The 25,805-nt window shown below is 74.4% G+C and carries 21 protein-coding genes and 2 pseudogenes; 7 read left to right on the forward strand and 16 right to left on the reverse strand.

All coding sequences use genetic code 11. The features are described 5' to 3' along the window. The first annotated feature begins 13 nt into the window (after positions 1-13). The gene (locus V6U79_RS17010) at positions 14-694 is read left to right on the forward strand and encodes a DUF4272 domain-containing protein (protein ID WP_334523349.1); all 681 of its coding nucleotides are present in this window, start codon (positions 14-16) and stop codon (positions 692-694) included. Position 695: 1 nt separating this feature from the next. Here the strand turns inward: V6U79_RS17010 and V6U79_RS17015 are convergent, their stop codons facing one another. Then, the gene (locus V6U79_RS17015) at positions 696-1,544 is read right to left on the reverse strand and encodes a putative RNA methyltransferase (RefSeq protein WP_334615208.1); all 849 of its coding nucleotides are present in this window, start codon (positions 1,542-1,544) and stop codon (positions 696-698) included. A gap of 146 nt (positions 1,545-1,690) precedes the next feature. On the opposite strand from V6U79_RS17015, the gene V6U79_RS17020 reads away from it, so the two are divergent. After that, positions 1,691-2,767: an adenosine deaminase gene (locus V6U79_RS17020; protein WP_334523355.1), complete on the forward strand. Its 1,077-nt coding sequence runs from the start codon at positions 1,691-1,693 to the stop codon at positions 2,765-2,767. Here the strand turns inward: V6U79_RS17020 and V6U79_RS17025 are convergent, their stop codons facing one another. Continuing rightward, positions 2,768-3,370, reverse strand: coding sequence for a uridine kinase family protein (locus V6U79_RS17025; RefSeq protein WP_334523358.1), 603 nt, complete (start codon positions 3,368-3,370; stop codon positions 2,768-2,770). A gap of 192 nt (positions 3,371-3,562) precedes the next feature. Here V6U79_RS17025 and V6U79_RS17030 point away from each other — a divergent pair, with 192 nt between their 5' ends. From V6U79_RS17030 to V6U79_RS17045, 4 genes are all read left to right on the forward strand, one after another. Next, the gene (locus tag V6U79_RS17030; RefSeq protein ID WP_334615184.1) at positions 3,563-7,198 is read left to right on the forward strand and encodes a nitrate- and nitrite sensing domain-containing protein; all 3,636 of its coding nucleotides are present in this window, start codon (positions 3,563-3,565) and stop codon (positions 7,196-7,198) included. Beyond that, positions 7,195-7,599 (forward strand): roadblock/LC7 domain-containing protein, encoded by a 405-nt coding sequence (locus V6U79_RS17035; protein ID WP_013283992.1) that lies wholly within the window; start codon positions 7,195-7,197, stop codon positions 7,597-7,599. Before V6U79_RS17030 ends, V6U79_RS17035 begins: the two co-directional genes overlap by 4 nt. A 97-nt stretch (positions 7,600-7,696) precedes the next feature. Continuing rightward, positions 7,697-8,074 carry a DUF742 domain-containing protein gene (locus V6U79_RS17040; RefSeq protein ID WP_334523365.1) on the forward strand — a complete coding sequence of 126 codons (378 nt, stop codon included), beginning with the start codon at positions 7,697-7,699 and terminating at the stop codon, positions 8,072-8,074. A 1-nt stretch (position 8,075) separates the two neighbouring features. Next, positions 8,076-8,669: a GTP-binding protein gene (locus V6U79_RS17045; protein WP_334523368.1), complete on the forward strand. Its 594-nt coding sequence runs from the start codon at positions 8,076-8,078 to the stop codon at positions 8,667-8,669. Positions 8,670-8,801: 132 nt separating this feature from the next. On the opposite strand, the gene V6U79_RS17050 is transcribed toward V6U79_RS17045, so the two are convergent. From V6U79_RS17050 to V6U79_RS29820, 4 genes and pseudogenes are all read right to left on the reverse strand, one after another. Next, the gene (locus V6U79_RS17050) at positions 8,802-10,028 is read right to left on the reverse strand and encodes an ABC transporter substrate-binding protein (protein WP_334615185.1); all 1,227 of its coding nucleotides are present in this window, start codon (positions 10,026-10,028) and stop codon (positions 8,802-8,804) included. A 132-nt stretch (positions 10,029-10,160) separates the two neighbouring features. Beyond that, complete coding sequence (locus tag V6U79_RS17055) at positions 10,161-12,776, reverse strand: transposase (RefSeq protein WP_334615186.1); 2,616 nt, start codon at positions 12,774-12,776, stop codon at positions 10,161-10,163. Positions 12,777-12,806: 30 nt separating this feature from the next. Continuing rightward, positions 12,807-13,325 (reverse strand): annotated as a pseudogene (locus V6U79_RS29815) (SatS C-terminal domain-containing protein); the annotation flags it as partial. 74 nt (positions 13,326-13,399) lie between these two features. Next, positions 13,400-13,754 (reverse strand): annotated as a pseudogene (locus V6U79_RS29820) (DNA primase); the annotation flags it as partial. Between the two features lie 118 nt (positions 13,755-13,872). Between V6U79_RS29820 and V6U79_RS17065 the strand changes: the two are divergent. After that, positions 13,873-14,214, forward strand: coding sequence for a PadR family transcriptional regulator (locus tag V6U79_RS17065; protein ID WP_334615187.1), 342 nt, complete (start codon positions 13,873-13,875; stop codon positions 14,212-14,214). A gap of 39 nt (positions 14,215-14,253) precedes the next feature. On the opposite strand, the gene V6U79_RS17070 is transcribed toward V6U79_RS17065, so the two are convergent. From V6U79_RS17070 to deoC, 10 genes are all read right to left on the reverse strand, one after another. Then, positions 14,254-14,922 (reverse strand): permease prefix domain 1-containing protein, encoded by a 669-nt coding sequence (locus tag V6U79_RS17070; protein WP_334523380.1) that lies wholly within the window; start codon positions 14,920-14,922, stop codon positions 14,254-14,256. 59 nt (positions 14,923-14,981) lie between these two features. Further along, the gene (gene cydC, locus V6U79_RS17075) at positions 14,982-16,826 is read right to left on the reverse strand and encodes a thiol reductant ABC exporter subunit CydC (RefSeq protein ID WP_334523383.1); all 1,845 of its coding nucleotides are present in this window, start codon (positions 16,824-16,826) and stop codon (positions 14,982-14,984) included. After that, the gene (gene cydD, locus V6U79_RS17080; RefSeq protein WP_334523386.1) at positions 16,823-18,499 is read right to left on the reverse strand and encodes a thiol reductant ABC exporter subunit CydD; all 1,677 of its coding nucleotides are present in this window, start codon (positions 18,497-18,499) and stop codon (positions 16,823-16,825) included. The genes cydC and cydD overlap by 4 nt, the downstream gene beginning before the upstream one ends. Next, complete coding sequence (locus tag V6U79_RS17085; protein ID WP_334523389.1) at positions 18,496-19,503, reverse strand: cytochrome d ubiquinol oxidase subunit II; 1,008 nt, start codon at positions 19,501-19,503, stop codon at positions 18,496-18,498. The genes cydD and V6U79_RS17085 overlap by 4 nt, the downstream gene beginning before the upstream one ends. Positions 19,504-19,513: 10 nt before the next feature. Next, complete coding sequence (locus V6U79_RS17090) at positions 19,514-20,764, reverse strand: cytochrome ubiquinol oxidase subunit I (RefSeq protein WP_334523392.1); 1,251 nt, start codon at positions 20,762-20,764, stop codon at positions 19,514-19,516. Positions 20,765-20,993: 229 nt separating this feature from the next. Next, on the reverse strand, positions 20,994-21,899 hold the full coding sequence (locus V6U79_RS17095) for a M56 family metallopeptidase (RefSeq protein WP_334523395.1): 906 nt from the start codon (positions 21,897-21,899) through the stop codon (positions 20,994-20,996). Between the two features lie 10 nt (positions 21,900-21,909). After that, on the reverse strand, positions 21,910-22,341 hold the full coding sequence (locus V6U79_RS17100; protein ID WP_334523397.1) for a BlaI/MecI/CopY family transcriptional regulator: 432 nt from the start codon (positions 22,339-22,341) through the stop codon (positions 21,910-21,912). A 171-nt stretch (positions 22,342-22,512) separates the two neighbouring features. After that, the gene (locus tag V6U79_RS17105; protein ID WP_334523399.1) at positions 22,513-23,337 is read right to left on the reverse strand and encodes an aldehyde dehydrogenase family protein; all 825 of its coding nucleotides are present in this window, start codon (positions 23,335-23,337) and stop codon (positions 22,513-22,515) included. Further along, the gene (locus V6U79_RS17110) at positions 23,330-24,760 is read right to left on the reverse strand and encodes an aldehyde dehydrogenase family protein (RefSeq protein ID WP_334523401.1); all 1,431 of its coding nucleotides are present in this window, start codon (positions 24,758-24,760) and stop codon (positions 23,330-23,332) included. The genes V6U79_RS17105 and V6U79_RS17110 overlap by 8 nt, the downstream gene beginning before the upstream one ends. A gap of 6 nt (positions 24,761-24,766) precedes the next feature. After that, a complete protein-coding gene (gene deoC / locus V6U79_RS17115) occupies positions 24,767-25,726 on the reverse strand; it encodes a deoxyribose-phosphate aldolase (RefSeq protein ID WP_334523404.1) in 960 nt (319 codons plus the stop codon). Positions 25,727-25,805 lie beyond the last annotated feature (79 nt).

Here is a 25,805-nt window from a genome sequence, read left to right on the forward strand (position 1 = left end):
AGGGACTTCAGCCGTGCGTGTACCCGCCCCCGACCCTCGGGAAGTCCGTGAGGCGAGCCTGGAGGAACTGGACCGGCTCGGCCTGCCGTTGCCGCCCGCCCAGTTCCCGCTCGTCTGGGAGCCCGGTGACGAGATCGAGCTGCGTCCCACCGTCGAGATCGAGGCCCGCATCGCGGTGCTGCACCTGATCCTGGCGCGCTGTTTCGGCATGCCGCCGCAGGCGGGCATGAGCTGGCTGCTCGGCTCGCACCTGGTCGACATGGTCACCCCGCCGGAGTGGCAGTTCGTGATGGGCGGCAAGGGCGACCACCGCTCGTTCGTGCTGCACCACGACGCGCTCTTCTCGTTGTGCTGGGTGCTGGGGTTGACCAAGCTGCTCGACCCGACGGTGCCGGTGGACGAGCGGCTGGTGGAGCGGCTGCCGCACATCGCCGCGGGGGAGACCTTCGGCCAGTGGCGGTCCCGGATCCTGACCGCGCCGCAGCACCCCGCCGACGCGGCGGCCCTGCTCGACCTGCACTACTGCCTGGACTGGGCGTACCTGGAGGTGGAGCGCGCCGGGCGGCGACTGCCGGGGCTGGTGGACGCCAACGCCATCGGGCAGCGGCGCTGGGCGCTGGAGTGGGCGGTGATGCTGCGCGGGCCGTACCACGACGAGCCGCCGGGTTGGGAAGAGGTCGACCTCTCCACCTGAGTCAGCGGGGTCGCCAGACGGTGAGCCGTACCGACGCGGTCACGCCGATCGGGGCGGGTAGCGCGGCGATGCGCGCGGTGAGCCGTCCGGGGTCGGTGTGCCAGGCGCTCGGGCCCATCCCGACCAGGGTGGCCACCTCGTCGTGGGTGAGCCGCAGCCGGGCGGTGTGCTCGGTGGCGCGCTCCTGGGTGAAGTGCCCGGCCAGGTTCTCCGCGACCCGGTCCGCCTTGTCCGGGTCGACCCGCAGCAGGTCGAGGGCGTCGACCAGTTCGGCCAGGTGCCCGCCGGTGGGGGTGACCACGAGCAGGGCCCCGGCCGGGTGGAGCACCCGGCGGAACTCCGCGCCGTTGCGCGGGGCGAAGACGTCGAGCAGCACCGCGGTCGAGGCGTCGGCCAGCGGGAGCCGCTGCCAGGTGTCGGCCAGCGCCGCGGTCGCCCTGGGATGCGCCCGGGCGGCGCGGCGCAGCGCCGGTTTCGAGACGTCCAGGGCCAGGCCGACGGCGTCGGGCAGCGCCGCCAGCACCGCGGCGAGGTGCCGGCCGGTCCCCGCGCCGGCCTCCACCACCAACGGGTACGCCCCGACGCCGGCCCCCGCCGTCGCCACCGCGGTCGCGGCGGCCCGGGCCAGGGCGGCGGAGATGACGTCGTAGTGGCCGGCGGCGAGGAAGTCGGCCCGGGCGGCCACCATCTCGGCGGTGTCGCCGACGTGCGGGGCGCGTCCGGTGAGCAGGTTGACGTAGCCCTGGCGGGCGACGTCGAAGGTGTGCCGGCGTGGGCAGCGCAGGGCGCGGGTGTCGGTGGCGGCGGCCAGTGGCTCGGCGCAGACCGGGCAGCGCAGCCGGGCCAGCACCGCCGGGTGTGCCGCCCCCGTGGGCTGGTCGGACGGGTGTGCGGCGGTCACCAGGGCAGCGTACGTGAGCCGGCCGGGTGGTCCGGCGGGCTCCGGGCCGCCGTGTCCGTTCCCGGGGCCGGCCGCCCGCTGACTAGGGTCTGAACATGGTCGCTATCCGATACGAGGACATCGTCAAGGTCCCGAAGGCGTTGCTGCACGATCATCTCGACGGCGGCCTGCGGCCGGCGACGGTCGTCGAACTCGCCGCCGAGGTGGGCCACGAACTGCCCACCACCGACCCCGAGGCGCTGGGCCGCTGGTTCGTCGAGGCGGCCGACTCCGGTTCGCTGGAGCGCTACCTGGAGACCTTCGCGCACACCGTCGCGGTGATGCAGACCCCGTCCGCGCTGCGCCGGGTGGCCCGGGAGTGCGCGCTCGACCTGGCCGCCGACGGCGTGGTCTACGCCGAGGTCCGGTTCGCCCCGGAGCAGCACCTGGAGCAGAACCTCACCCTGGACGAGGTGGTGGCGGCGGTGGTCGCCGGGTTCGCCGAGGGCAGCGCGGAGGCCGCCGCGGCCGGTACGCCGATCCGGGTCGGCACCCTGCTCACCGCGATGCGGCACGCCGCCCGGTCGCAGGAGATCGCCGAGTTGGCCGTCCGGCACCGGGACGGCGGCGTGGTGGGCTTCGACATCGCCGGCGCGGAGGCGGGTTTCCCGCCCACCCGCCACCTGGACGCCTTCGAGTACCTCCAGCGGGAGAACTTCCACTTCACCATCCACGCCGGGGAGGCCTTCGGCCTGCCCTCGATCTGGCAGGCCATCCAGTGGTGCGGCGCCGACCGGCTCGGCCACGGGGTGCGGATCGTGGACGACATCACCCCCGGAGCGGCCCCGGTGCTCGGCCGGCTCGCCGCGTACGTCCGGGACAAGCGGATCCCGCTGGAGCTCTGCCCGTCGTCGAACGTGCAGACGGGGGCGGCGGCGTCGATCGCGGAGCACCCGATCGGGCTGCTGCGCGACCTCCGCTTCCGGGTGACGGTGAACACCGACAACCGGCTGATGAGCGGCACCTCGATGTCGCGGGAGATGGCGCTGCTGGTGGACGCCTTCGGCTACGGCTGGAAGGAGCTCCAGTGGTTCACCATCAACGCGATGAAGAGCGCCTTCATCCCATTCGACGAGCGGCTCAGGATCATCGACGAGGTGATCAAGCCGGCGTACGCGAAGTTGCCGGCCTGATCACGGGTGCGGGTGGCCGGCGACCAGGCCGGCCACCCGCCGCAGGATCTCCCTCGCCCGGGCCGCCTCCGCGCCGAGGCCGGTCTGCCGGCGGAGCACCGCGGGTTCGGCGCGCAGCAGCGCCACGCCGCGCCGCAGCAGCACCGCCGGCGCCTTGCGCTGTTCGGCCAGGTCGCGGGTGAGCCGGCGGACGAAGGTGGTGCCGCGCGGCCGGCGCAGCGCGTACGCCCCGGCGAGCAGCCCGCGGCGACGGCACTCCTCGACGATCTCCGCGGCGAAGATCCCTTCGGCGACGAAAAGTGGCGATCCGGCGAGGTGAAATGGCCGGGTGGCCACCCTCCGATCGGCACCGATCGCATAAACCGGCACATCGGCCTTGCCCTCGCTGGCCAGTCGGGCAATCGTTTCGACGGCCGTTCCGGCATCCCAGGACTCTGGTGAATCCCAGTCCACCAGGCCGTTCCGGCGCGGCAACGTAGGGTCATCGCCGTCCTTGTAGAAGTCGTCCAGGCATAGCACCGGAAGTCCGGTTCGCTGCGCAATGTACGACTTTCCGGACCCCGAGGGGCCGGCAAGCAGGACGACGCGGTGACGGTATTCCATTACTTTGGGTCACTCCGACCAGACGGATTGCTATCAAATTGCATCAACATCTCATCACACCCACGGCGACCGCCAACCTGGGCTTTCTCTTTCAGGAACGGCGTGATGGAATCTCGGGGGTCCGACCCGCCGGGTCGGTCGCTGGGCGTTGCCCGGGGCAACGCGGGGCGCGGTAATCACGAGGGCGGTGACGTGAGCAAACGGCCAACGACGGCGGGCTCCTTCCTGTCGCGTCTGCGTCGGCCGGCCAGCCGACTGCGCGACATGCCGATCTGGTCCAAGCTCGGTCTGATCATGATCGTGCCGACCATCGCCACAGTCGTGGTGGGCACCAGCGGGCTGGTCACCAACCTGCAGACCCTCAACGACGCCAACCGCGCCGGCGACCTGGCCAACCTGATCAGCTACTCCGGTGACCTGGTCAACAGCCTGCAGGACGAGCGCACCGCCGCCGTGCTGCTGCTCGGCTCCCAGAAGGGGCAGGCCGCGGCGCAGTACCAGGAGGCGTACAACCGGGTCAACGCGCGGGTCGACCAGTCCAAGGCGCCGTACTCGCAGCAGCGGACCGAGCTCGACGACCTGCCGGCGAGCTTCGAGTCGCTGCTGGACCGGATCGACGAGGAGCTGAAGGACCTGCCCGCCACCCGGAGCCAGGTCTACAACGGCAAGCTCACCCTCACCGACGCCGTCGGGTCGTACCAGGGGCTGATCAACCAGCTGATCAGCGTCCGTGACTCGGCCACCCAGCTGGCCGGCAACAACGACCTCTCCGACCGGATGCGCGCCGCCGCCGCCGTCGCCCGCACCAAGGAGTTCCTGTCGCTGCGCCGGGTCACGGTGCACCGGGTGCTCATCCAGAAGGCGTACCTCCCGCCGCTGCGCAAGGACTACATCGCCAGCCTCACCGGCCAGCAGCTCGCGCTGCAGACCTTCCAGTCCGTCGCCAGCCGGTCCGAGCGGGAGTTCCACGACCAGACCGTCGCCGGCTCCGACCTGCGCCAGGCCGAGACCTACAGCAGCTTCATCGACGGCCGGGACACCGAGAGCATCGCCAACGTCCCGTTCGGGGCGGACCAGTGGGACGCGGCCATGATCGCGAACGCCCAGCTGATCCGTACCGTCGAGGTACGGCTCGACCGCGACGTGGTCGCTCAGGCCGACGACCTGCGCACCGACGTGCAGCGCACGGTGTTCCTGCAGACCGGCCTGCTGCTCAGCATGCTGCTGCTGGCCATCCTCTTCGCGTACCTGGTCGCCCGCTCGATGGCCCGGTCGCTGCGCGACCTGCGCCAGGGCGCCCTCTCCATCGCCCAGTACGGCCTGCCCCAGGCGGTGGCCCGGCTGCGCGACCCGCAGGTCAGCGGCCAGCTCTCCCCGACCCAGCTGGCCAACCAGATCGCCGAGCCGCTGCCGGTGCGCAGCAAGGACGAGTTCGGCCAGGTGACCGAGGCGTTCAACGCCGTCCACCTGGAGGCCGTCCGCACCGCCGCCGAGCAGGCCGCGCTGCGCTCCTCCGTCGCGACGATGTTCGTCAACCTCGCCCGCCGCTCGCAGATCCTGGTCGACCGGCTGATCGGCCACCTCGACCGGCTGGAGCGGGGCGAGGAGGACCCGGACCGTCTCGCCGAGCTGTTCCAGCTCGACCACCTGGCCACCCGGATGCGCCGCAACGACGAGAACCTGCTGGTCCTCGCCGGCGCGGACTCCACCCGCGTGCAGCGTGAGCCCGCGGCCCTGATCGACGTGCTGCGCGCCGCGCAGTCCGAGGTCGAGCACTACACCCGGATCGAGTTCGGGATCATCGACCGGGACATCGAGGTCGCCGCGCACGCGGTCAACGACATGGTGCACCTCGTCGCCGAGCTCTTCGACAACGCCACCGCGTTCTCCCCGCCGGACTCCCAGGTCATGGTCGAGGCGCGTCGGGTCGGCGACCGGGCCTCGCTCTACGTCGAGGACCGCGGCATCGGTATCAGCGGCGAGCAGCTGGCCGACCTCAACGAGCGGCTCGCCACGCCGCCCCAGGTGGACGTGGCCGTCTCCCGGATGATGGGTCTGGTCGTGGTCGCCCGGCTGGCGTCCCGGCACGGCGTCAAGGTCGAGCTGCGTCCCGGCACCGACCGGGGCACGGTGGCCGAGGTCGTCCTGCCGACCTCCGTGCTGGTGCCCCGCGCACTCTCCGGCCGTGGCCCGCAGCCTCCCGCGCTGCCGGCGTCCGCGTCCGGCTCCCACTCCACCGGCCCGGCTCCGGTCTTCGGGGCGCTGCCCGCGCTCGGCAACGGCCCGGCGCCGACCCAGCGCTCGGTCGAGTCGGGCAACCAGGTGACCCTCGGTGGCCGGCCCTTCGACCCGGCCCCGGTCAACGGCTCGGGCGCCCCGGCCGCCGGAGCGGCCCGCTCCATGCCGGCCTGGTCCGACCTGACCGGCGCCAGCGGTGTCAACGGCGGTGACGGCTTCGCGCCGCGCACCAACGGACAGTCGATCGACCCGCTGCCGCAGCGCCGGGGGGCCGGCGACGGCGACCCGGACGCCACCGGGCAGCAGCCGGTCATCCCGAGGCAGCTGCCGAGCAGCCCCGAGGCGCGCCCGTACAGCGCCCCGCCCGTTCCGCCGGTCTCCGCCCCGCCGCTGCCGCCGGTCTCCGGCGCCCCGGTCTCCGGGATGCCCGTGTCGGGTCAGCCCTACTCCGGCCAGCCCTACTCCGGCCAGCCCTACTCCGGCCAGCCCTACTCCGGCCAGCCGTACTCGGCTCCGCCAGCGTCGGGTCAGCCCTACTCGGCGCCGCCCGCGTCCGGCCAGCCCTACTCGGCTCCGCCGGCGTCGGCTCAGCCGTACTCCGCGCCGCCCGCGTCCGGTCAGCCCGCCTCCGGGCTGCCGTCGCGGCCGACCACCTCGGGCGCCGGTGCGCCGCCGGCCTGGCCGCCGGTCGCCGCCGGCGACCGGGAGACGGCGACCCCGCCGGTTCCCGAGCGGCTCGCCGCCGCCCTGGACATGACCACCGAGCTGCCGCGGGTCGCGCGGCCGGCGGGAGCCGAGCCGGCCCCGCAGGCGCCGACCACGGCGACCCCGGCGGCGGGTCGGCAGCCGGCCGCGCCGCAGCAGGCCCGCCCGCCGCAGGCCGCGCCGGCCGAGCGGCCGCAGACGCCGCAGCAGGCGGCCAACCGGCAGCGGTACGCGGACGAGACGATGGAGCTGCCGATATTCCGGGAGCTCGAGTCGGCCTGGTTCCGTACCCGTCGGCCGGGGCCCGAGGAGGCGGCCGGCGCCAAGCCGGCGGCCAACGGAACCGCGACCCGGCCGATGCCCCCGGCCGACGCCGCCGCCCGCGCCGGCCAGAACACCGCACCAGGGACGACAGGTAACGCACCGATGGCAGACACTCCGACGGCCGGAGGAGCGCCCCGGGACAACGGATCGACGGCGAACGGGGGCAGCCGTCCCGGGCTCGCCGACGCCCTGCCGGGCCGCCGGCCCGCGCAGCAGGGCGCCGGCTGGCAGACCGCCGCCGACGACGGCTGGCGTGCCGCGGTGGCGGCCTCCGAGGTGCCCGTGGCGGCGACGACCGAGACCGGTCTGCCCAAGCGGACGCCGATGGCGCAGCTCGTGCCCGGCGCCGTGGAGAAGCCGACCACGCCGGTGCAGCGGCGCACGCCCGAGGCCGTCCGTGGCCTGCTCTCCGCCTACCATCGGGGCGTGCAGCGTGGCCGCACCAGCCACCCCTCGGACAGCAACCCCACCAGCCCGGAGGCGACTCCGGGAGGGCAGCAATCCTCGCAGTCTGGCCCAGGCCCGGCCGCCGGGAGCGGGCAGAAGGAGCAAGAAGGATGACAACTACGCAGGATCTCGGTTGGCTGCTGGCGAACTTCGCCGACCGGGTGCCCGGTGTCGCGCACGCGGTCGCCGTCTCGGCGGACGGGCTGCTCCTCGCGTCGTCGCGGGACCTGCCGCGGGACCGTGCCGACCAGCTGGCCGCGATCGCGTCCGGACTGGTCAGCCTCACCCAGGGTGCCGCCCGCTGCTTCGAGGGTGGCGCGGTGCTGCAGACCGTGGTCGAGATGGACAACGGCTTCCTGTTCCTGATGTCCATCTCGGACGGCTCCTCGTTCGCCGTGCTGGCCGCCCGCAGCTGCGACGTCGGTCAGGTCGGCTACGAGATGGCCCTGCTGGTCGACCGGGTGGGTGACGCGCTGACTCCGCAGCCGCGTACGGCTGTCGGGATGATGGGCTGACCGCTGACCACGGGTCGGCAGGGCAGCAACGACAACAACCAGGACGGGTTCCACCGGGCGAGAGCCGGTGGCGGGTACGAGGGAGGTGAGCGGCGACATGGCTGATCGAGACGAACCGACCGGGGCGTTGGTCCGTCCATACGCCGTGACCCGTGGTCGTACCCGTCCCCGGCTCGACATCGCCCTGGAGGCGCTCGTCGAAACGACGGTGCGCGGTCGCGCCGTTGCCACCGGCAACGGCGGCCAGGGCCGCGAACACCAGTACATCGCCGCGCTGTGTGACGGACGTGTGCAGTCGCTGGCCGAGATCGCGGCGCGGTTGCAGCTCCCGCTCGGCGTGGCCCGGGTGCTCATCGCCGACATGGCGACGGACGGCCTGGTCGCGGTCCACGAGCCGACCATTCTGGACGACTCCGACGACGCGTTGGGCACTGAACTGCTGGAGAGGGTGCTGAGTGGACTTCGCAGGCTCTGACATGTCGCACCGCCCGCCGACCCCGGCCGGGCGCGTGACGTCGGCGAAGATCGTAATCGCCGGTGGGTTCGGCGTCGGTAAGACGACGCTGGTCGGTTCGGTCTCGGAGATCACGCCGCTGACCACCGAGGCCATCATGACCTCCGCGGGCGTGGGCGTCGACGACACCCGGCAGGTGCCGGGCAAGACGACAACCACGGTGGCGATGGACTTCGGCCGTATCTCGATCGACCGGGACCTGATCCTCTACCTGTTCGGTACGCCCGGTCAGACGCGGTTCTGGTTCATGTGGGACGAGCTGGTCCGGGGCGCGATCGGTGCCGTGGTGCTGGTCGACACCCGCCGGCTGGCCGACTGCTTCGCCGCCATCGACTTCTTCGAGCACCGGCGGCTGCCGTACCTGGTGGCCATCAACTGCTTCGACGGCATGCAGTACCACGACCCGCAGGACGTCCGGGACGCGCTGGCCATCTCCAGCGACGTGCCGGTGGTGGCCTGTGACGCCCGGAACCGGGAGTCGACCAAGCACGTGCTGATCTCGCTGGTCGAGTACGTGCTGACGATGCGCCGCTCGCGCGCCGTCGCCCCGGCCTGATCGACCGGTACGCGCCCGGCGGTGGCTTCGGCCGCCACCGGGCGCGTCCGGCTGCCTGCTGCCGCCCGGCGGCACCGGGCTCAGCTGCCGCCCGGCGGCGCCGGCCGGACGCCTCGACGACGCCGGGACGGGTCAGGAGACCCGGACCCAGCTGCCCTGGCTGACCGTGTAGGTGCCCAGCGAGTCGCGCTCCATGCCACCGTGCCGGGTCGGCGTGAAGGCGTACCCCCCGGCCAGCCCGTCGGCGACCTCCCTCTGGAGGTAGGCCCGCATCCGTCCAGGGTCGACGCTGCTGGACAGCCGTGCCGCGTCGGCGAGCAGTTGCACGGCGTCCGAGGCGTACGGGGCGAAGCCGCTGAAGCTGCCGTGCTGCTGGAGGTAGCGGAAGACGAAGTCCCGGCGGGCCAGCGCGGCGGTGGTGGCGTTGGTCAGGGTGGAGCCGCCCAGGCAGGTCGGGTGGACCGCGCACGCACCCTCCACGGCGGAGGCGTTGCTGCCCTGGAGGGTCTCCTCGGCCACCCCGGACGGGTCGAAGAAGAGCGGACCCTTCAGCCCGGCCCGGCGCAACGCCCGGGAGGCGCTGCCGGTGTCCGGCGCCGCCGCCCAGACGATCACGCCGTCCGGGTCCCCGGACATCGCGCGGCGGGCCGGCCTGGTGAAGTCCACGCCGGAGCGGGGCAGCCGTACCGTCCGGTCCAGCTCGACCCCGGCGGTGCGCAGCGCCGCCGACACGGCCCGTACGCCCGAGTCGCCGTGCGGGCCGTCCGCGGCGACCAGCGCCACCCGCCGGAGGCCCTTGCCGCTGATCAGCTGGGCCATCCGCCGGGCCACGTCACCGGCGTCCGGGGTGAGCTTGTAGATGTACGTCCGCTGGGCGAGCGGCAGCACGATCCCGTCGCCGGGGGCGAGGGAGATGAACGGGGTCCGTAACCGCTGGGCCACCGCGACGGCGGCCAGCGAAGTCTCGGTCAGCGTGGTGCCGAGCAGGGCGTGCACCTGGTCCCGGCGGATCAGCTCGGTGACCTGCTCGGCGGCCTCCCGCGCGTCGCTGCGGTTGTCACGCACCAGCAGCCGGACGCGGCGGCGCAGGTTGCCCACCTGGAAACCGTTGGCGTTGAGGGACTCCAGAGTGATCCGGAGGGCCCGTTCCTGCAACACGCCCAGCGCGGCGCCCCGGCCGCTGAGTTCCAGGCTGACGCCGATCAGCAGCTCCGGGCCGCCCGGTGAGGCGCTGTCCCCCGGCTCCGCCCGGCCCTGCGCCGCGCCCTGCCCGCAGCCACCGAGCAGCAGCGTGCCGGCCGTCGCGGCGAGCACTCCCCGGCGGGTGAGCAGGGACGGGTCGATTGCCGGTGTCGCCATTGGAGTCGCCTTCCCACCCCGGCGCCACCTGTCGCCGCCGGTTCCGCCGGTATGTTCCCGGCCGCCGTCACCCGGCGTCAAATTATCCGGGTGTGGGTAGGAACACGCAGGTGGAAGGCGGTATGGCGACGGTCAGGAGCGGTAGCCGGCGGACCGGAACTCGTACTCCCGGTCGTCGTCGCGCTCCGCGGGATCGCGGCTGAAGTCCCAGCCCCCGGCCGACTCGCGGCCCGGTCGCCCACCCACCGCGAAGCCGCCGATCTCCTGCCCGCGGCGCCAGCCGCGGAAGTAGCCGGTGGTGTTCTCGGCGAGGCTCGCCGCGTCCCGGACGATCCGCAGTGGACGCTCCTCGCGCAGCGGCGAGCCGGGAACCAGGTTGGCCTGGGGCACCCGCTTGGGCAGGCCGGCCGAGGTCTCCGCGCCGACGGCCGGACGGGCCGCCTGCTCGGCGGCCTGCCAGCCGGTGTCGGCGGTGGTGGACCAGTCCATGTCGGACTCTTCACTGTGCCCGACGAACCACGCGGACTTGGCCGCCGCGAAGATCAGCAGGTCGCCGTCGCCCTCGTCGGAGACCGGTGGCGGCCGGTGCTCCATCGGGGCCGGTCGGTGCTCGATCGGATCGGGGCGGTGCTCCATCGGGTCGGGGCGACGCTCCAGCAGCGGCCGGCGTTCGGCCGTCTCCGGACGGCGTTCCAGGGGCGCCCGGCGCTCGGGCGTCTCGGGACGGCGTTCCAGGGGTGTCCGGCGCTCGGGCGTCTCGGGGCGGCGCTCCAGGGGTGTCCGGCGCTCGGCCGGTTCGGGGCGGCGCTCCAGGGGTGTCCGGCGCTCGGCCGGTTCGGGGCGGCGCTCCGGGGCCGGCCGGTCGGCGCGGGCGGCACGGGCCGCTTCCTCCCGCTCCACCAGGCGCAGCGGCGGCGTCTCCAGGTGCGGATCGGCCGACGGGTCGAGCCCGTCGCGCAGCGCCCGGTCCGCCAGTGGCGGCGGCTCGACGAGCCGCAGCATCGGCGGCTCCTGGGGCAGGTCGTCGGCGAGCCAGGGCGGGGTGACCCGCCGCTCCGCGCCCGGGTCGGTCGGGGCGTCCACCTGCCGGCCGGCACGCTCGCCGTACGGCGGCACCACCGGATTGTTGGCGGAGCTGTCCGCCGGATCCTCCGGGTTGTTGACCAGGGGCCAGTTCGCCCGGGACCCCGGCGGCGCCGACTCCTGCTCCGGACGGGGGGAGGGCACCGGCACGCTCAGGTCGGTCGCGCTGAAGCCACCGGTGGGCGCGGAGAGCGCGCCGGTGGTCTTCGGGCGTGGCGGGATCACGGTGCGCTGGCGCTCGCGTTCGGCGCGGGCGTTGTTGATCGCGGCGGTGGTCAGGGTGGGCCGGAACGGCTCACCCGCCTCGGCGGGGGGTACGGGGCCGCGCTGGGCCGGGGCGATCGGGGTGATCCCCGGTGGCGGCGGCGGTGGCGCGGAGACCGGACGGTTGGTCGGGGCCTCCACCCCGCGGCGCACCACCGGCATGGCCGGGTCGGTACGCGCCGGCGGGGCGGAGATCGGGGTGCCGGCCGAGGCGGCCGGGGTGAGCGGCTGCGGGGCGACGGGCGGCGGCGCGACCGGTGGGGGCGCGACCGGTGGGGGGCCGAGCGGCCGGGGTGACGGCGGCAGCGCCCCGCCGGAGACCGGCTCCGGGCGGCTGCGCCGTCCGGTGGGGGCGGGCGGCTCGGGGTTGGCCGAGCGGACGGTACGCAGGCCGGTACCGGTGCTGCTGAGGCCCGGCAGTTCACCGACCGGCTCGCCACGACGGGCGGCGGCGCGGCGGCCGGTGACCGGCGCCGGCGTGGTGACGCGGGCGCTGAGCGCGCCGACCAGCGCCTCGCAGCCCGCGTCGCAGGCCCGCACCGAGGCGACGGCCTGTCGGACCGTCTCGGCCACCGCGGAGGTGAGCGCCCGGTTGACGGTGGCCCGGCGGGGGGTCTCGGAGATGGCGACCCGCAGCGCGGTCACCGCGGCGTCGATCTCGTCGGCCTCGGCGACGCCGTCGGCGGCGAGGTGCGCCGCCACCGCGTCCGCGGCCACCGAGACCTCGCGGCCGCGGGTCACCGTGCCGGTGAGCATGCTCGGCTCCGGGAGCGCGTCCAGCACGGCGAGCGCCACCCGCTCGGCCGGGTCCGGGTACGCCCGGAGCGCGGCCGGGTAGAGCTCGCGGAGCACCTCGCGCAGCGCCACCGCCGCGGAGTGCCGGCCGCTGGAGAGGGCGGCGTGCGCCGCCAGGACCTGCTTGTAGCCGGCGAGGCCGCCCGGCGCCGGAAGGGTGACCGCGGAGAGCGCGCCGGCCTGGAGGGCGCGGGCCAGGCCCACCGCCCGCCGCTCGGCCGGCGGGGACTGCATCTCCTCCAGGGAGTCGTCGTCGGCGAACCGCTCGGCGAAGTCGTCGACCGAGTCGTCGTCGGCGAGTGCCAACGGACGCCCCGCGGCGATGAGCAGCGAGGTGACCGAGTGGTCGTCGCTGTCCGCCGCGATCGCCGCGCCGCTCGGTCCGCCCGAACGCTCCACGAGCAGCGTGACCAGCTGGGCGTAGCCCGCCGCGTCGTCGCTGATCTCGCAGACGTGCAGCAGACGACCTGCGTCATCGACCACAGCGGACGTCAGCGACGAACCGGCCGATGCCGATCGGTCGGCCGGATCCGCCGAGGCCAGACCGCAGTACACGCGCACGAGCGCCACGGCGTCGTCCTCCCTCCCGGGACACAGGTCTTCCATCTGCCAGAGACTGATGCTCCCCGCTCGGGGTCAGTCGCGCCAGTCCACGACGGCAGAGATCTTGCCGACAATGGTGCGCCAACCCAAACTCGCGGTCTGCGCGCCGATCTTCTTCAACCGTCGCCGGCCGAGGAATGCACCGATTCCGCCGTTGACAGAGGCGCGCAGCGCCTCATCGAGATCGTCCAGGCTGGAGCCGGTGGAGAGCATGTCCAGCACGGCCGGTAGCCGCAGCGCGTACGCCAGGTCACGGGCGACCTCGCCGGCCTCGATCAGGAGCGTGGGATCCCAGGTGTCGTGCCCGCCGCGCAGGTTCTCCACGACCAGGTCCAGTTCGTAGGTGTCCTCGTCGAGCGGGGCGATGTGGGCCGGTTCCACCCGTTCGGACAGTTCATTCCAACCGTCCAGTTGGGACAGATCGTTGGGCGCACCGGAACGGATGAAACTGACCAGGGCCTCGGGGGTCTTGAAGAGCAGCAGCCGGCCCTTGTGGGTCAGGAAGGCCGGCACCTCCTCGTCGCCCGCCGCGTCGTCGACGTCCTCGTCGGTGTCGACCTCGGTGTCGGTGGCGGCGCCGGTGGCGGCGGGCTTGCGACGGTCGGGCCGCTCGGCGTCCTCCTCCTCCTCGGCGGAGAGGGCGGCGAACTCCTCGTCGAGGATCACCACCGCCTCGTCGTCCTCGATCTCGACGGCCTGGCGACGGGCCAGGAACGGGTCGTCCTCGTCGCGCTCGGTGACGTCCGTCGGGGTCAGCTCGCGGGCCGGCCGGTACGCCCGCAGCGTGAAGCCGGTGCCGGCGGGCAACGCGATCTCCACCGGGTCGATGCGCAGTTCGTCCCAGAGGGAACGGTCGGCCTCGCCGCGTGCCACCTCGGGCTCGACCGGCCCGTCGGTGGTGTCGAGCTCGGGCTCGTCGGCGTCGGGCCGTTGGGGCGACTGGCGGGCCACGCTGACCTCCGTGTGCGTCGGGTTGCGCACCCGGCGGCGCGTGCGGCCGCCGAGTGACTCTGGGCACATACCCTAGTGGTCGGCCGGGCGGTGCCGGACCCCGCACCCCGGTGGCGGTCCGTTCGGCGGACAAGTAGGCTTGCTACGTATGAAGGCTCAGGCGCTGCACGGACACCTCGACGCGCTCCTGCTGGCGGTCCTGGAACAGGGCGCCCTGCACGGCTACGCCATCATCGAGGCGCTGCGCGTCCGCAGCGACGGCAACCTGGATCTGCCCACCGGCACCATCTATCCGGCCCTGCGCCGGCTGGAGCGGGCCGGGCACGTCGCCAGCTCCTGGAGCACGGTCAACGGCCGGGAACGGCGGACGTACGAGCTCACCGGCTCCGGCCGCCGGGCGCTCTCCGACGAGCGGGCCGGGTGGCGGGAGTTCAGCTCGACCGTGGCGCGCTTCCTCGGCCCTGACGAGCCGCCGGCCACCCCGGCCTGACGGCGGGCGAGGGTCGGCCCCCGACCCCTCGCGTCCGGGTCACCGGGCAGCGGTCAGCCAGGACCGGGCCGCCCGCGCGAGCGAGAAGTAGGCCGCGCTCGCGACGACCACGCCGATCATCATCGGCGGCCAGGTCAGGGCCGCGTCCCAGAGCTCCACCGACCAGGCGAAGAGGGCCACCCCGCTGACCACGCCGAGCGCCAGCGCGCCGGTCAGGCCCAGCCCGAGCAGCTGCCCGCCCGGCACCGCGACGCGACCGCCGCGGGCCGCCGCGAAGCCGGCGACCAGCCCGACCGCCGCCAACCCGGCGACGACCAGCCAGATCCAGTTCATCGACGCCGAGAGCAGCTGGTAACCCTGCGGCGGCGGGGGGCCGTCGCTCCAGCTCGACCCCCGCCAGGTCAGGTCGCCGGCCGACACCAGCACGAGGGCGATCGCGAGCGCCCGCAGCGACAGGCCGCGCAGCGCCCCCGCCGCCAGCTCGACCTGGTAGGCGGGCGCCAGCTGCGCCGCGGTGCCGAACTCGGCCACCGCCCGCCGCTCGGCCTCCGCCGGGGACAGCCCACCCTGCCGGTACGCCTCGGCGGCGTCGGTCAGCGCGTGCCGCAGCTCGGCGATCAGCTCCGCCTTGAGCCGGGCCGGCCCGCGCAGCCGGTCGTCCAGCTCGCGCAGCCGCTGCTCCACCCGTACGTCGTCACACCCGCGCATGGACCCACCCTGCCACCCGGGGAGGGCGGTGACCTCGGGGAGATCCCCGGAAACCGGGGTCAGGGTGCCAGGGCGAGGTAGCCGCGCTCGGCCGCCTCCTGGAGCAGCCACTGGTCCCGGTACCAGCCCGCGGCGGCCACCAGCTCGGCGTGCCGGCCGCGCTGGATGACCCGGCCGGCGTCCAGCACGACGACCTCGTCCAGCCCGTCGAGGCCGCTGAGCCGGTGGCTGATCAGCAGCACCGAGTGCCCGGCCGGGGTGGCGGCGAGCGTCGAGGCGAGCACCGCGTCCGCGGCCGCCGGGTCCAGCCCCTCGGTGGGCTCGTCGAGCACCAGCACCCCGGGCGCGGCGAGCAACGCCCGGGCCAGCGCGAGCCGTTGCCGCTGCCCGCCGGAGAGCTGCCCGCCCTCCTCGCCGACCACGGTGTCCCAGCCGTCGGGCTGTTCGCGTACCCAGTCCAGCAGGCCGGCCGCCCGGGTCGCCGCGGCCAGCTCCTCCTCACCGGCGGCGGCGCGGCCGAGCAGCAGGTTCTCCCGGACCGAGGCGTGGAAGACGTACGCCTCGGCGAGCAGCCCGCCGATCGCCCGGGGCAGCTCCTCCTCGGGGTACGCCGACAGGTCGACGCCGTCCAGGGTGACCCGGCCGGCGGCGGGGCGGACCACCCCGGTGAGCACGGCGGCCACGGTGCTCTTGCCGGCGCCGCTCGGCCCCACCACGGCGACCCGGCGCCCGGCCGGCAGGTCCAGGTCCACTCCGTCCAGCGCCGGTGCCGCGCCCTCCCGGTAGCGGACGGTGACCCCCTCGAAGCGGACGTCGTGCGGGGCGGCGACGCTCACCGTCGCCGCGCCGGTGCCGGCTCCCGTCGTGCCGTCGGCCGGCGCACCGGCGGCGGTCGGCACGGCACCCGGGGCGGCCGGGGCGGCCGACTGGCCGGTCGGCTCGGGGGCCGGGAGCGGCTCGGTGAGCAGGGCCGCGACCCGGGCCAGGCCGGTGCGGAGCTGGCTGTGCTGCCGGGCCGCGCCGACCAGGGCCAGGGCGATCTCCACCGCGGCCAGGGTGCCGACCGCCAGCACACCGACCAGGACGCCGTCCACCCCGGCGCGCAGCGCGGCGAGCACCACGCCGCCGGCGGTCAGCCCGGCGACGAGCACCCCGGCCGCGTCGACGGCGAAGCCGGTCGCGGCGAGCCGGCGTTCCAGCCGGGCCAGCCGCTCGGCGTGCCGTTCGGCGCCGGCCAGGGCCTGCCCGGTGGCGCCGAAGGCGGCCAGGTCGGCGGCGCCGTGGGTGAGGTCGACCGCGTCGGTGGCGAGCGCCCCGCGCAGCGGCGCGACCTCGTCGGCGGCCCGCCGGGTGAGCATCGTGGCCAGCGCCGGCAGCACCACCCCGGCGACCACCAGGCCGGCGGCGAGCACCCCGGCCGCGGCCGGCGAGACCAGCGCGGCCCCGCCCACGGCCAGCACCCCGACCAGCGCGGCGGCCGTCGCCGGTACGAGCACCCGCAGGAGCAGGTCCTGGACGGCCTCGACGTCGGAGACGAGGCGGCTCAGCGCGTCCCCGGTGCGTTGCCCGGCGGGTGCCCGGCGGGCGGCCAGGGTGGCGAAGACCCGGGCCCGGACGTCGGTGATCAGGCGGAGCACGGCGTCGTGGCCGGCGAGCCGTTCGGAGTACCGGAACACGCCCCGGCTGATGGCGAGCGCCCGGACCGCGACGATGGCCACGGTCAGCCGGTCCAGCGGCGGCCGGCCGGCGGCGCTCATCAGCAACCAGGTGGCGGTGGCCATCAGAGCCAGCCCGGCGAGTTCGGTGGCCGCCGCCAGCAGCCCGGCGCCGACCAGCCGGCCCAGGTAGGGCCGGGCCAGCCGCAGCACGGCCCGCTCAGCGGCCCGGGCGGGTCCGGTGCTCATCGGGTGGCCTCCCCGGCCGGCGTCGCCGTCAGCTCGGTGACCCGGCCCTCCTCGACGCGCAGGATCCGGTCGGCGTCGGCGAGCAGCGCGGGCCGGTGCGCGACCAGCAGCGCGGTACGCCCGGCCACCAGCCGCCGGGTGGCGTCGAGGACGACCGCCTCGCTCGCCGTGTCCAGCCGCGCGGTCGGCTCGTCGAGCAGCACCAGCGGGGCGTCCCGGAGGAACGCCCGGGCCAGGGCGACCCGCTGCCGTTGGCCGCTGGACAGCCCGTGCCCGCGCTCGCCGAGCGTGGTGGCGAGCCCCTCGGGCAGGGCCGCGACGACGTCGTCCAGCGCCGCGTCGGTGATCGCGGTGGCCAGCGCCGCGTCCGGGGTGTCGGGGGCGCCGAGTCGGATGTTGTCGGCCAGCGAGGCGGCGAAGAGATGGGCCCGCTGCGGCACCCAGGCCAGCTGCCGGCGCCAGGCGTCGAGGTCGACGCCGGCCAGGTCGACGCCGTCCACGGTGACCCGGCCGGAGGTCGGGGTGACGAAGCCGAGCAGCAGGCCGAGCAGGGTGCTCTTGCCGGCGCCGCTCGGCCCGATGATCGCGATCCGCTCGCCGGGGCGGACGGTCAGCGTGACGTCCCGCAGCGCGGTGGTCCGCTCGTACTCGACGGTCACCGCCTCGAACCGGATCTCGCCGTTGCCGGCCGGCGCGGGGACGGGCGCGGTGGCCGGTGCGGTGGCCGGCGTGGCGGAGACGGTCAACGCCTCGTCCAGCGCGGTGAGCCCCTCCATGCTGGCGTGGAACCGGCTGCCGGCCGCCCGCAGCGGCAGGTACGCCTCCGGGGTGAGCAGCAGCACCAGCAGCGCGGTGGAGAGGGCGATCCCGCCGTTGAGCAGCCGGATGCCCACCGGCACCGCGACCAGCGCCACCGACAGGGTGGCGACCAGCTCCAGCACCAGCGCGGAGAGGAAGGCGATCCGCAGCGTCTTCATGGTGGCGACCCGGTGCCCGTCGGCCATCCGGCGCACCACCTCGACCTGGGCGCGGGCCCGGCCGAAGGCGCGCAGCGTGGGCAGCCCGGCGACCATGTCCAGGAAGTGCCCGCCGAGCAGGGAGAGCCGCCGCCACTGCCGTTCGGTGGCGGCCTGCGCCTGCCAGCCGAGCAGCGCGCCGAAGACCGGGATCAGCGGGATGGTCAGCGCGATGATCAGTGCCGACCCCCAGTCGGCGAAGACCAGCCGGGCCAGCACGGCCAGCGGCACGGTCACGCTGAGCACGAGCTGGGGCAGGTAGCCGGTGAAGTAGGCGTCGAGCGCGTCCAGGCCGCGTCCGGTGAGGGTGGCGAGCTGTCCGGCCCGCTGGCCGGCGACCCAGCCGGGCCCGTGCCGGCCGACGGCGGCCAGCAGGTCCGCGCGGAGGGTGGCCTTCACCGTCGCCGCCGCCCGCGCCGCGACCGTGCCCTGCCCCCAGGTGACCAGCGCGCGCCCGCCGACGGCGGCGACGAAGCCGGCCAGCGCGGGCCGGTCCAGCCGGCCGTCGAGCGCGTTGGCGAGCAGCGCGGCCAGGGCGGTCGCCTGCCCGATGACCAGCAGCGCGGTGAGCCCGCCGAGGATCGCGAGCACGGCGAGGTCGCGCCGGGCCCCGGGGACCCGACGCAGCAGACGCGGGTCGAAGGGACGGCGGTTCACCAGTACACCGGTGCCCTGCCGTCGGTCCGTCCCCGGAACACCCACCAGCACATTGCCTGAAAGCCTAGTAGGGCCGGCAGGAGCGGTAGCGCGAGCCAGCCCAGCAGGCGCAGCGTCGGCCCGCTGGCGGCCGCGTCGGCCACGGTCAGGGTGGCCGCCGGGTCGACGGTGGAGACCAGCACCGCGGGCCAGAGCGCCGCCCCGACCAGGGCCACCGGCAGGGCCAGCGCCGCGCCGGTCGCCGCGAAGGCCACCCCGGGCCGCCCCCGGTCGAGCGCCGCCCGTGCCACCAGCAGGGCCGCGACCAGCAGCAACGGCAGGAGTACGGCGGCCAGCGGCTGGCGCACGGCGTCGCGTACCCGGTCGGAGAGCAGGCCGAGGGCGGTGGCGGCGGCGACCGCGGCGAGCGCCACCGGGATCAACCGGCGGGCGGTGCGCCCGACCACCGCCGCGTCGGCGGCCGGCAGCCGCAGGGTGAGAAAGGTCGCACCGTGGGCCGCGACGAGGGCGAGCATCGCGAGCCCGGCGGCGGCGACGAACGGGGTGGCCAGGTGGGTCACCCCGGCGACGTGGCCGTCGGCGTGCAGGGGTACGCCCTGGAGCAGCCCGGCGAGCAGGGCTCCCCAGCCGAGCGCGGCGAGCGCGCTGCCGGCGACCACCACCCGGTCCCAGCGGGCGCGGGTCCGCTCCCGGTCGGGTCGGCTGCGCAGCTGCACCCCGGCGGTCACCAGGATCACCCCGAACAGCGCCCCGACGACGGCCGGGTAGAAGCCGGAGAGCAGCTCTCCCTCCAGGGTGGGGAAGGCGCCGAAGAGGATGCCGACGGCGGCGACCAGCCACACCTCGTTGCCGAGGAAGAACGGGCCGAGCGCGGTGAGCGCGGCACGCCGGCGGGCGGGGTCGGCGCCCCGGGCCAGCAGCAGCCCGACGCCGTAGTCGTAGCCGCCGAGGACCAGGTAGGTGGCGAAGAAGAGGCCGAGCAGGGCGTACCAGGCGAGGTCCATCTCGGTCTCCTCAGGCGAAGGCGGGGGCGGATCGGGTCCCGTCGTCGGGCACGCCGGGTGGGCGGCCGAGCGCGGGATCGGCGGCGCCCCGGGCGGCGTGCCGGGCGAGCAGCGTCCAGTTGGTGACGGCGAGGGCGCCGAGCAGCAGGGTGAAGCCGATCAGCGAGGCGAGCATCAGCCCGGCGTCGACGTCGGTGACGGCTCGCTCGGTGGGCAGCAGCCCGTACGCCACCCAGGGCTGGCGGCCGACCTCGCGGGAGATCCAGCCGAGGATCACCGCGATGAAGGGCAGCGGCAGGGCGAACAGGGTCAGCCAGAGCGGGAAGCGCAGCCGGATGATCCAGTCCCGCCAGAGCAGGGGGAGCAGGAGCCAGACGCAGCCGAGGATGAACCCGATCAGGATCATGAAGCCGAGGCCGACGTTGCTCAGCACGGGCGGCGTGTAGTCGCCGGGGCCGAACCGGGCCGTCCACTCGGTGACCAGCCTGTCGGCGGCCGGGCCGCCGCCGAACTTGGTGGGCTGCACCTGCGACACCGGGCCGAACTGGGCGAAGCCGAAGCCCTGCACCAGGGTGACCGCGACCGCGGCGGTGACCAGCCCGATCCGCAGCGAGGTGCGGAACAACGCGAAGTCCGGCGTGCGGCGGATCAGGTGGCCGGCGCTGACCGCGGCCATCAGCAGCCCGCCGGTGAGCAGCGCCGCCGCGATGACGTGGCCGAACGCCATGCCGAGGCTGGGGTTGGTGAGCAGCGCGGTGAAGTCGGTGAGGTGGGCGACGCCGTCGCGCAGCTCGTAGCCGACCGGGTTCTGCAACCAGGAGTTGGCCACCATGATCCAGAACGCGGAAGCGTACGCGGTGAGCGCGACGCCCCACAGCAGCGCCAGGTGCACGCCCCGGCGCAGCCGGTGCCACCCGAAGATCCACATGCCGAGAAAGGTGGACTCCAGGAAGAACGCCACCAACGTCTCGATCGCCAACGGGGCCCCGAAAACGTTCCCGACGTAACGCGACAGCCCGCTCCAGTTCAGCCCGAACTGGAACTCCATCACGATGCCGGTGGCGATGCCGAGCACGTAGTTGATCACGTAGAGCTGGCCCCAGAAGCGGGTCAGTCGCTCGTACGCCGGGTTGCGGGTCAGGAACCAGGCGGTCTGCAGGCCGACCAGCAGCGTGACGAGGCCGAGGGTGACCACCACGAAGAGGAAGTGGAGCGAGGTCGTGGTGGCGAACTGCAGGCGCGCGAGGAGCAGGGTGTCCATGACCGCTTCCCAGAGGTTGGCTCTCTTTTCGTAGAAAGCCTACACGTAGGTTCTCTACGCATAACTACTACACCTTGTAGTGGGAGATTCTACGACGGCACGTAGTAGATCGAGCCTCGCGCCTGCCAGATCGCGCTCGAACATGGAAGTAGTGGCCTCCCCGTCGCGGAGAGGCCACTACTTCACGGATCCAGCACGATCTCGCGGATGCGCCGGGCGGCGCCGAAGGTCAGCTCAGGAAGAGGGAGATCGGCAGCGCGACCAGGACGGTCGCCACCATCAGCGCGGCGGCCCCGATCAGGCGGGGCGGCCGGTCGGGGAGCATCAGCCGCTGCACCCGGACGTCCAGGTCCCGGTCGCCCATGCCGAGCGCCCCGGCCGGGGTGATCCGGTCGCCGCAGGCCGCGAAGCGGCGCAGCGCGCCGGCCAGCGGAATCTCCGCGTGCAACTCCCGGGCCTTGTCGTCGGCGCGCATCTCGACCAGCAGCGCGACCCGCTCGTGCGCCGCGCGTACCCAGCCGAACCAGGGCAGCGCCCGGCAGAGCGCGGTGAACGGCAGCAGCACCAGGTCGTGCCGCTCGTCGGCGTGCGCCCGCTCATGGGTGAGCACCGCCGCCAGCTCGGCCCGGTCGAGCAGGCTCAGCGTCCCGGCGCTGACCACCACCCGGGGCCGCACCCCGGGCAGGCAGTACGCCGCGGCGCTCGGGTGGTCCAGCACCAGGGCGCCCGGCACGGAGGGGTCCCGGCGGGCGACCAGGGTGAGCAGATCCCGGTGCCGGCGCTGGGCGCGCACGGTCGCGTGGATGCTGCGGACCGTCGTGGTGAGCAGCACCGCGCCGATGCCGAAGCCGATCCCGACCAGCCCGAGGTGCGCGGCGCCCAGTCCCGGCGGGAGCGTGTTGTGGCTCAGGTCGGTGGCGAGGGCGAGCAGCGCGCTGCCGGTCGGCCGGTCGTACGCGGCCAGACCGGCCGCCATCGGCAGGCCCATCGCGGAGAGGCCGAGCGCCAGCCCGACCGACTGCCAGCAGACGATGGCCACCCGGGGGGCGCGCCACGTCCAGGTCGAGCCGGCGAGCACCTGCGCGGTGAGGTAGCAGGCCAGCATCGACACGGCGAAGTGCACGGCGAACGCCATGGCCGCCGCCCTACCGGTCCGTCGCCTCGTCGGCGAGCCGCGTCCGCCGGCCCCGCGGGTCCTCGACCCGGTCGGTCAGGCCGGCCTCGGCGCCGAGCGCCGCGCGCAGCACGTCGGCCTCGGTGCCGGTCACCGAGCGGGCGAAGCGCACCAGCGCGGCGTCCCGGCTGCCGCCGAGGTCGAGGGCGTCGAGCATGAGCTGGGCGATGTGCGCCTCGCGGCTGGCCGCGGCCCGGTAGCGCCAGGCCCGCCCCTCCCGCTCGCGCTGCACCATGCCCTTGCCGGCGAGCCGGTCCAGCACGGTCATCACCGTCGTGTACGCCAACTCCCGGCCGTCGAGGGCGTCGGCGACCTCCCGCACGGTCACCCCGTCCGACGTGGCGGGGACCGTGTCCCACAGCACGTCCATCACCGCACGCTCAAGATCGCCCAACCGAGTCACCCCGTAATCCTACCCCCCGTAGTAGAACCCTCCCAGGGCAGGACTCGTGAGCTGAACCCGCGCGCGGACGCCGACCGGGACGGGTTTCCGGGGGAGCCCGCCCACGGAGGGATCAAGCCTGACCGCCCGGAGTGGGCGGGCTCCCCCGGAAACCCCGGACAGCGACCGCGATCACACCCCCTTGGGGTGCCAGACCGTCTTCGTCTCCAGCAGGGTGGTCATCCGGGTGATGCCCGGGTCGGCGGTCCAGTCGTGGTCCGCCGGGGCCGGCCGGAGCACCCGCTTGAGGTTCTGCGCCGCCTTCACCTCGAGGTCGGCCGCCAGCGACGCGTCGGTCACCCCGGTCAGGTCGATGGCGTTGACGTCCATGTGCGCGGCCAGGGTCGGCACGGTCTCCGGCAGTCGGCCGGTCAGGATGTTGACCACCCCGCCCGGCAGGTCGGAGGTGGCCAGCACCTCGGCCAGGGTCACCGCCGCCAGCGGCGCCGTCGGCGAGGCCGCCACCACCACGGTGTTGCCGGTGACGATCGCCGGGGCGATCACGCTGACCAGACCGAGCAGCGCCGGGGCCTCGGGGGCCACCACGGCCACCACCCCGGTCGGCTCCGGCGCGGACAGGTTGAAGTACGGCCCGGCGACCGGGTTGGCGCCGCCGTACACCTGGGTGAGTTTGTCGGACCAGCCGGCGTACCAGACCCAGCGGTCGATCGCGGCGTCGACCTCGTCCGCCGGCACGCCGAGGGCGACGAACTGCTCGCGGCGGCCCTCCAGCATCTCGGCGACCCGGTAGAGGATCTGACCCCGGTTGTACGCCGTCGCCCCGGCCCAGCCCTTCACCGCGGCGCGGGCGGCGACCACCGCGTCCCGCGCGTCCTTGCGGGAGGCCAGGGAGACATTCGCGTCCTGCACGAGATACGACCGTCCCGACTCGCTGCGCGGGAACTTCCCGCCGATGAAGAGCTTGTACGTCTTGCGCACCGCGACCCGCTCAGACATTGAGGTAGCCCTCCAGCCCGTGCCGGCCGCCCTCGCGACCGTAGCCCGACTCCTTGTAGCCGCCGAACGGCGAGGTGGGGTCGAACTTGTTGAACGTGTTGGCCCAGACGACGCCGGCGCGCAGCCGGTCGGCCATCCAGAGGATCCGGGAACCCTTGTCGGTCCAGATCCCGGCCGACAACCCGTACGGCGTGTTGTTGGCCTTCTCCACGGCCTCGGCCGGGGTACGGAAGGTGAGCACCGAGAGCACCGGGCCGAAGATCTCCTCGCGGGCGATCCGGTGCGCCTGGGTGACCCCGGTGAAGATGGTCGGCGCGAACCAGAAACCCCGCTCGGGCAGCTCGCACGGCGGCGACCAGCGCTCGGCGCCCTCGGCGGAGCCGGCGTCGGAGAGCTCGCGGATCCGCTCCAGCTGGGCGGCCGAGTTGATCGCGCCGATGTCGGTGTTCTTGTCCAGCGGGTCGCCGACCCGCAGCTGGGCCATCCGGCGCTTGAGCGACTCCAGCACCCGGTCGGCGACGTTCTCCTGGATCAGCAGCCGGGAGCCGGCGCAGCAGACGTGCCCCTGGTTGAAGAAGATGCCGTTGACGATCCCCTCGACGGCCTGGTCGATCGGGGCGTCGTCGAAGACGATGTTGGCGGCCTTGCCGCCCAGCTCCAGGGTGAGCTTCTTGCGGGTGCCGGCGACCGACCGGGCGATCGCCCGGCCCACCTCGGTGGAGCCGGTGAAGGCGACCTTGTCGACGCCCGCGTGCTCGACCAGGGCGCGGCCGGTGTCGCCGGCCCCGGTGACGATGTTGACCACACCGGCGGGCAGGTCGGCCTGCTGGCAGATCTCCGCGAAGAGCAGCGCGGTCAGCGGGGTGGTCTCGGCCGGCTTGAGCACCACCGTGTTGCCCGCGGCGAGCGCCGGGGCGATCTTCCAGGCCAGCATCAGCAGCGGGAAGTTCCACGGGATGACCTGCGCGGCCACGCCCAGCGGTCGGGGGTTGGCACCGAACCCGGCGTGCTCCAGCTTGTCGGCCCAGCCGGCGTAGTAGAAGAAGTGCGCGGCGACCAGCGGCAGGTCGACGTCGCGGGACTCCTTGATCGGCTTGCCGTTGTCCAGGGACTCCAGCACGGCCAGCTCGCGGGAGCGCTCCTGGATGATCCGGGCGATCCGGAACAGGTACTTGGCCCGGTCCCGGCCCGGCATCGGACCCCAGACCCGCTCGTACGCCTGGCGGGCGGCGCGGACCGCGCGGTCCACGTCCTGCGCGCCGGCCTCGGCGACCTCCGCGAGGACCTCCTCGGAGGCCGGGTTGATCGACTTGAAGCTGCCACCGTCGGTCGGGTCGACGAACTTTCCGTCGACGAAGAGCCCGTACGAGGGCTTGATGTCCACCACCGAGCGGGACTCGGGGGCGGGTGCGTATTCGAACATCGGCTCTCAGTCCAGGGTGAAGTAGTCGGGACCGGAGTAGGTGCCGGTCGTCAGCTTGGTGCGCTGCATCAGCAGGTCGTTCAGCAGGCTGGACGCGCCGAACCGGAACCAGTCCGGGTCGAGCCAGTCCGCGCCGACGGTCTCGTTGACCATCACCAGGTACTTGATCGCGTCCTTGGTGGTCTTGATGCCACCGGCCGGCTTCACGCCGACCTGTCGTCCGGTGGCGGCGCGGAAGTCGCGGACCGCCTCCAGCATCACCAGGGTCACCGGGAGCGTGGCCGCCACCGGAACCTTGCCGGTGGAGGTCTTGATGAAGTCACCGCCGGCCAGCATGGCCAGCCAGGAGGCCCGCCGCACGTTGTCGTAGGTGGCCAGCTCGCCGGTCTCCAGGATGACCTTGAGGTGGGCGTCGCCGCAGGCGGACTTGGTGGCCACGATCTCGTCGTAGACCTCGGAGTAGCGCCCGGCCAGGAACGCGCCCCGGTTGATCACCATGTCGATCTCGTCCGCCCCGGCCTCGACGGCGGCCCGGGTGTCGGCGAGCTTGATCTCCAGCGGCGCCTGGCCCGAGGGGAACGCGGTCGCCACGCTGGCCAGGTGCACGCCGGACCCGCGCAGCACCTCGGCCACGTACGGGACCATCGCCGGGTAGACGCAGACCGCGCCGACGTGCGGGCAGGACGGGTCGGCCGGGTCGGGGCGCAGCGCCTTGGCCGCGAGGGCCCGCACCTTGCCGGGGGTGTCCGCCCCTTCGAGGGTGGTCAGGTCGACCATCCGGATGGCCAGGTCGATCGCCTGGGCCTTGGCGGTGGTCTTGATGGAGCGGGTGCCGAGCTGTGCCGCCCGCTGCTCCGCGCCGACCTGGTCCACGCCGGGGAGGCCGTGCAGGAAGGTCCGCAGAGCGGTCTCGGATCGTCCCAGCTCGGAGAGGTCCGACCGGGCCGACGTCGCTGTCGCCGTCATGCCCCGAATACTACGCATCCGGACCGGCAGTGATCTTGGTCACGGCGACCCGTCGGGTCGCGTACGTGAGCGGCGTCGC

Origin of the sequence: Micromonospora psammae (assembly GCF_036902725.1) — a bacterium.
In the GTDB taxonomy this organism is placed as follows: Bacteria; Actinomycetota; Actinomycetes; order Mycobacteriales; family Micromonosporaceae; genus Micromonospora.

Coding starts and splice junctions, on each gene's coding strand:
- V6U79_RS17055 (WP_334615186.1), bottom strand. CDS start 12,776: ATGGAAGACCTGTGTCCCGGGAGGGAGGACGACGCCGTGGCGCTCGTG.
- V6U79_RS17050 (WP_334615185.1), bottom strand. CDS start 10,028: ATGGCGACACCGGCAATCGACCCGTCCCTGCTCACCCGCCGGGGAGTG.
- cydC (WP_334523383.1), bottom strand. CDS start 16,826: ATGAGCACCGGACCCGCCCGGGCCGCTGAGCGGGCCGTGCTGCGGCTG.
- V6U79_RS17070 (WP_334523380.1), bottom strand. CDS start 14,922: ATGCGCGGGTGTGACGACGTACGGGTGGAGCAGCGGCTGCGCGAGCTG.
- V6U79_RS17065 (WP_334615187.1), top strand. CDS start 13,873: ATGAAGGCTCAGGCGCTGCACGGACACCTCGACGCGCTCCTGCTGGCG.
- V6U79_RS17090 (WP_334523392.1), bottom strand. CDS start 20,764: ATGGACACCCTGCTCCTCGCGCGCCTGCAGTTCGCCACCACGACCTCG.
- V6U79_RS17085 (WP_334523389.1), bottom strand. CDS start 19,503: ATGGACCTCGCCTGGTACGCCCTGCTCGGCCTCTTCTTCGCCACCTAC.
- V6U79_RS17095 (WP_334523395.1), bottom strand. CDS start 21,899: ATGGCGTTCGCCGTGCACTTCGCCGTGTCGATGCTGGCCTGCTACCTC.
- deoC (WP_334523404.1), bottom strand. CDS start 25,726: ATGACGGCGACAGCGACGTCGGCCCGGTCGGACCTCTCCGAGCTGGGA.
- V6U79_RS17045 (WP_334523368.1), top strand. CDS start 8,076: ATGTCGCACCGCCCGCCGACCCCGGCCGGGCGCGTGACGTCGGCGAAG.
- V6U79_RS17105 (WP_334523399.1), bottom strand. CDS start 23,337: ATGTCTGAGCGGGTCGCGGTGCGCAAGACGTACAAGCTCTTCATCGGC.
- V6U79_RS17025 (WP_334523358.1), bottom strand. CDS start 3,370: ATGGAATACCGTCACCGCGTCGTCCTGCTTGCCGGCCCCTCGGGGTCC.
- V6U79_RS17110 (WP_334523401.1), bottom strand. CDS start 24,760: ATGTTCGAATACGCACCCGCCCCCGAGTCCCGCTCGGTGGTGGACATC.
- V6U79_RS17035 (WP_013283992.1), top strand. CDS start 7,195: ATGACAACTACGCAGGATCTCGGTTGGCTGCTGGCGAACTTCGCCGAC.
- V6U79_RS17040 (WP_334523365.1), top strand. CDS start 7,697: ATGGCTGATCGAGACGAACCGACCGGGGCGTTGGTCCGTCCATACGCC.
- V6U79_RS17020 (WP_334523355.1), top strand. CDS start 1,691: ATGGTCGCTATCCGATACGAGGACATCGTCAAGGTCCCGAAGGCGTTG.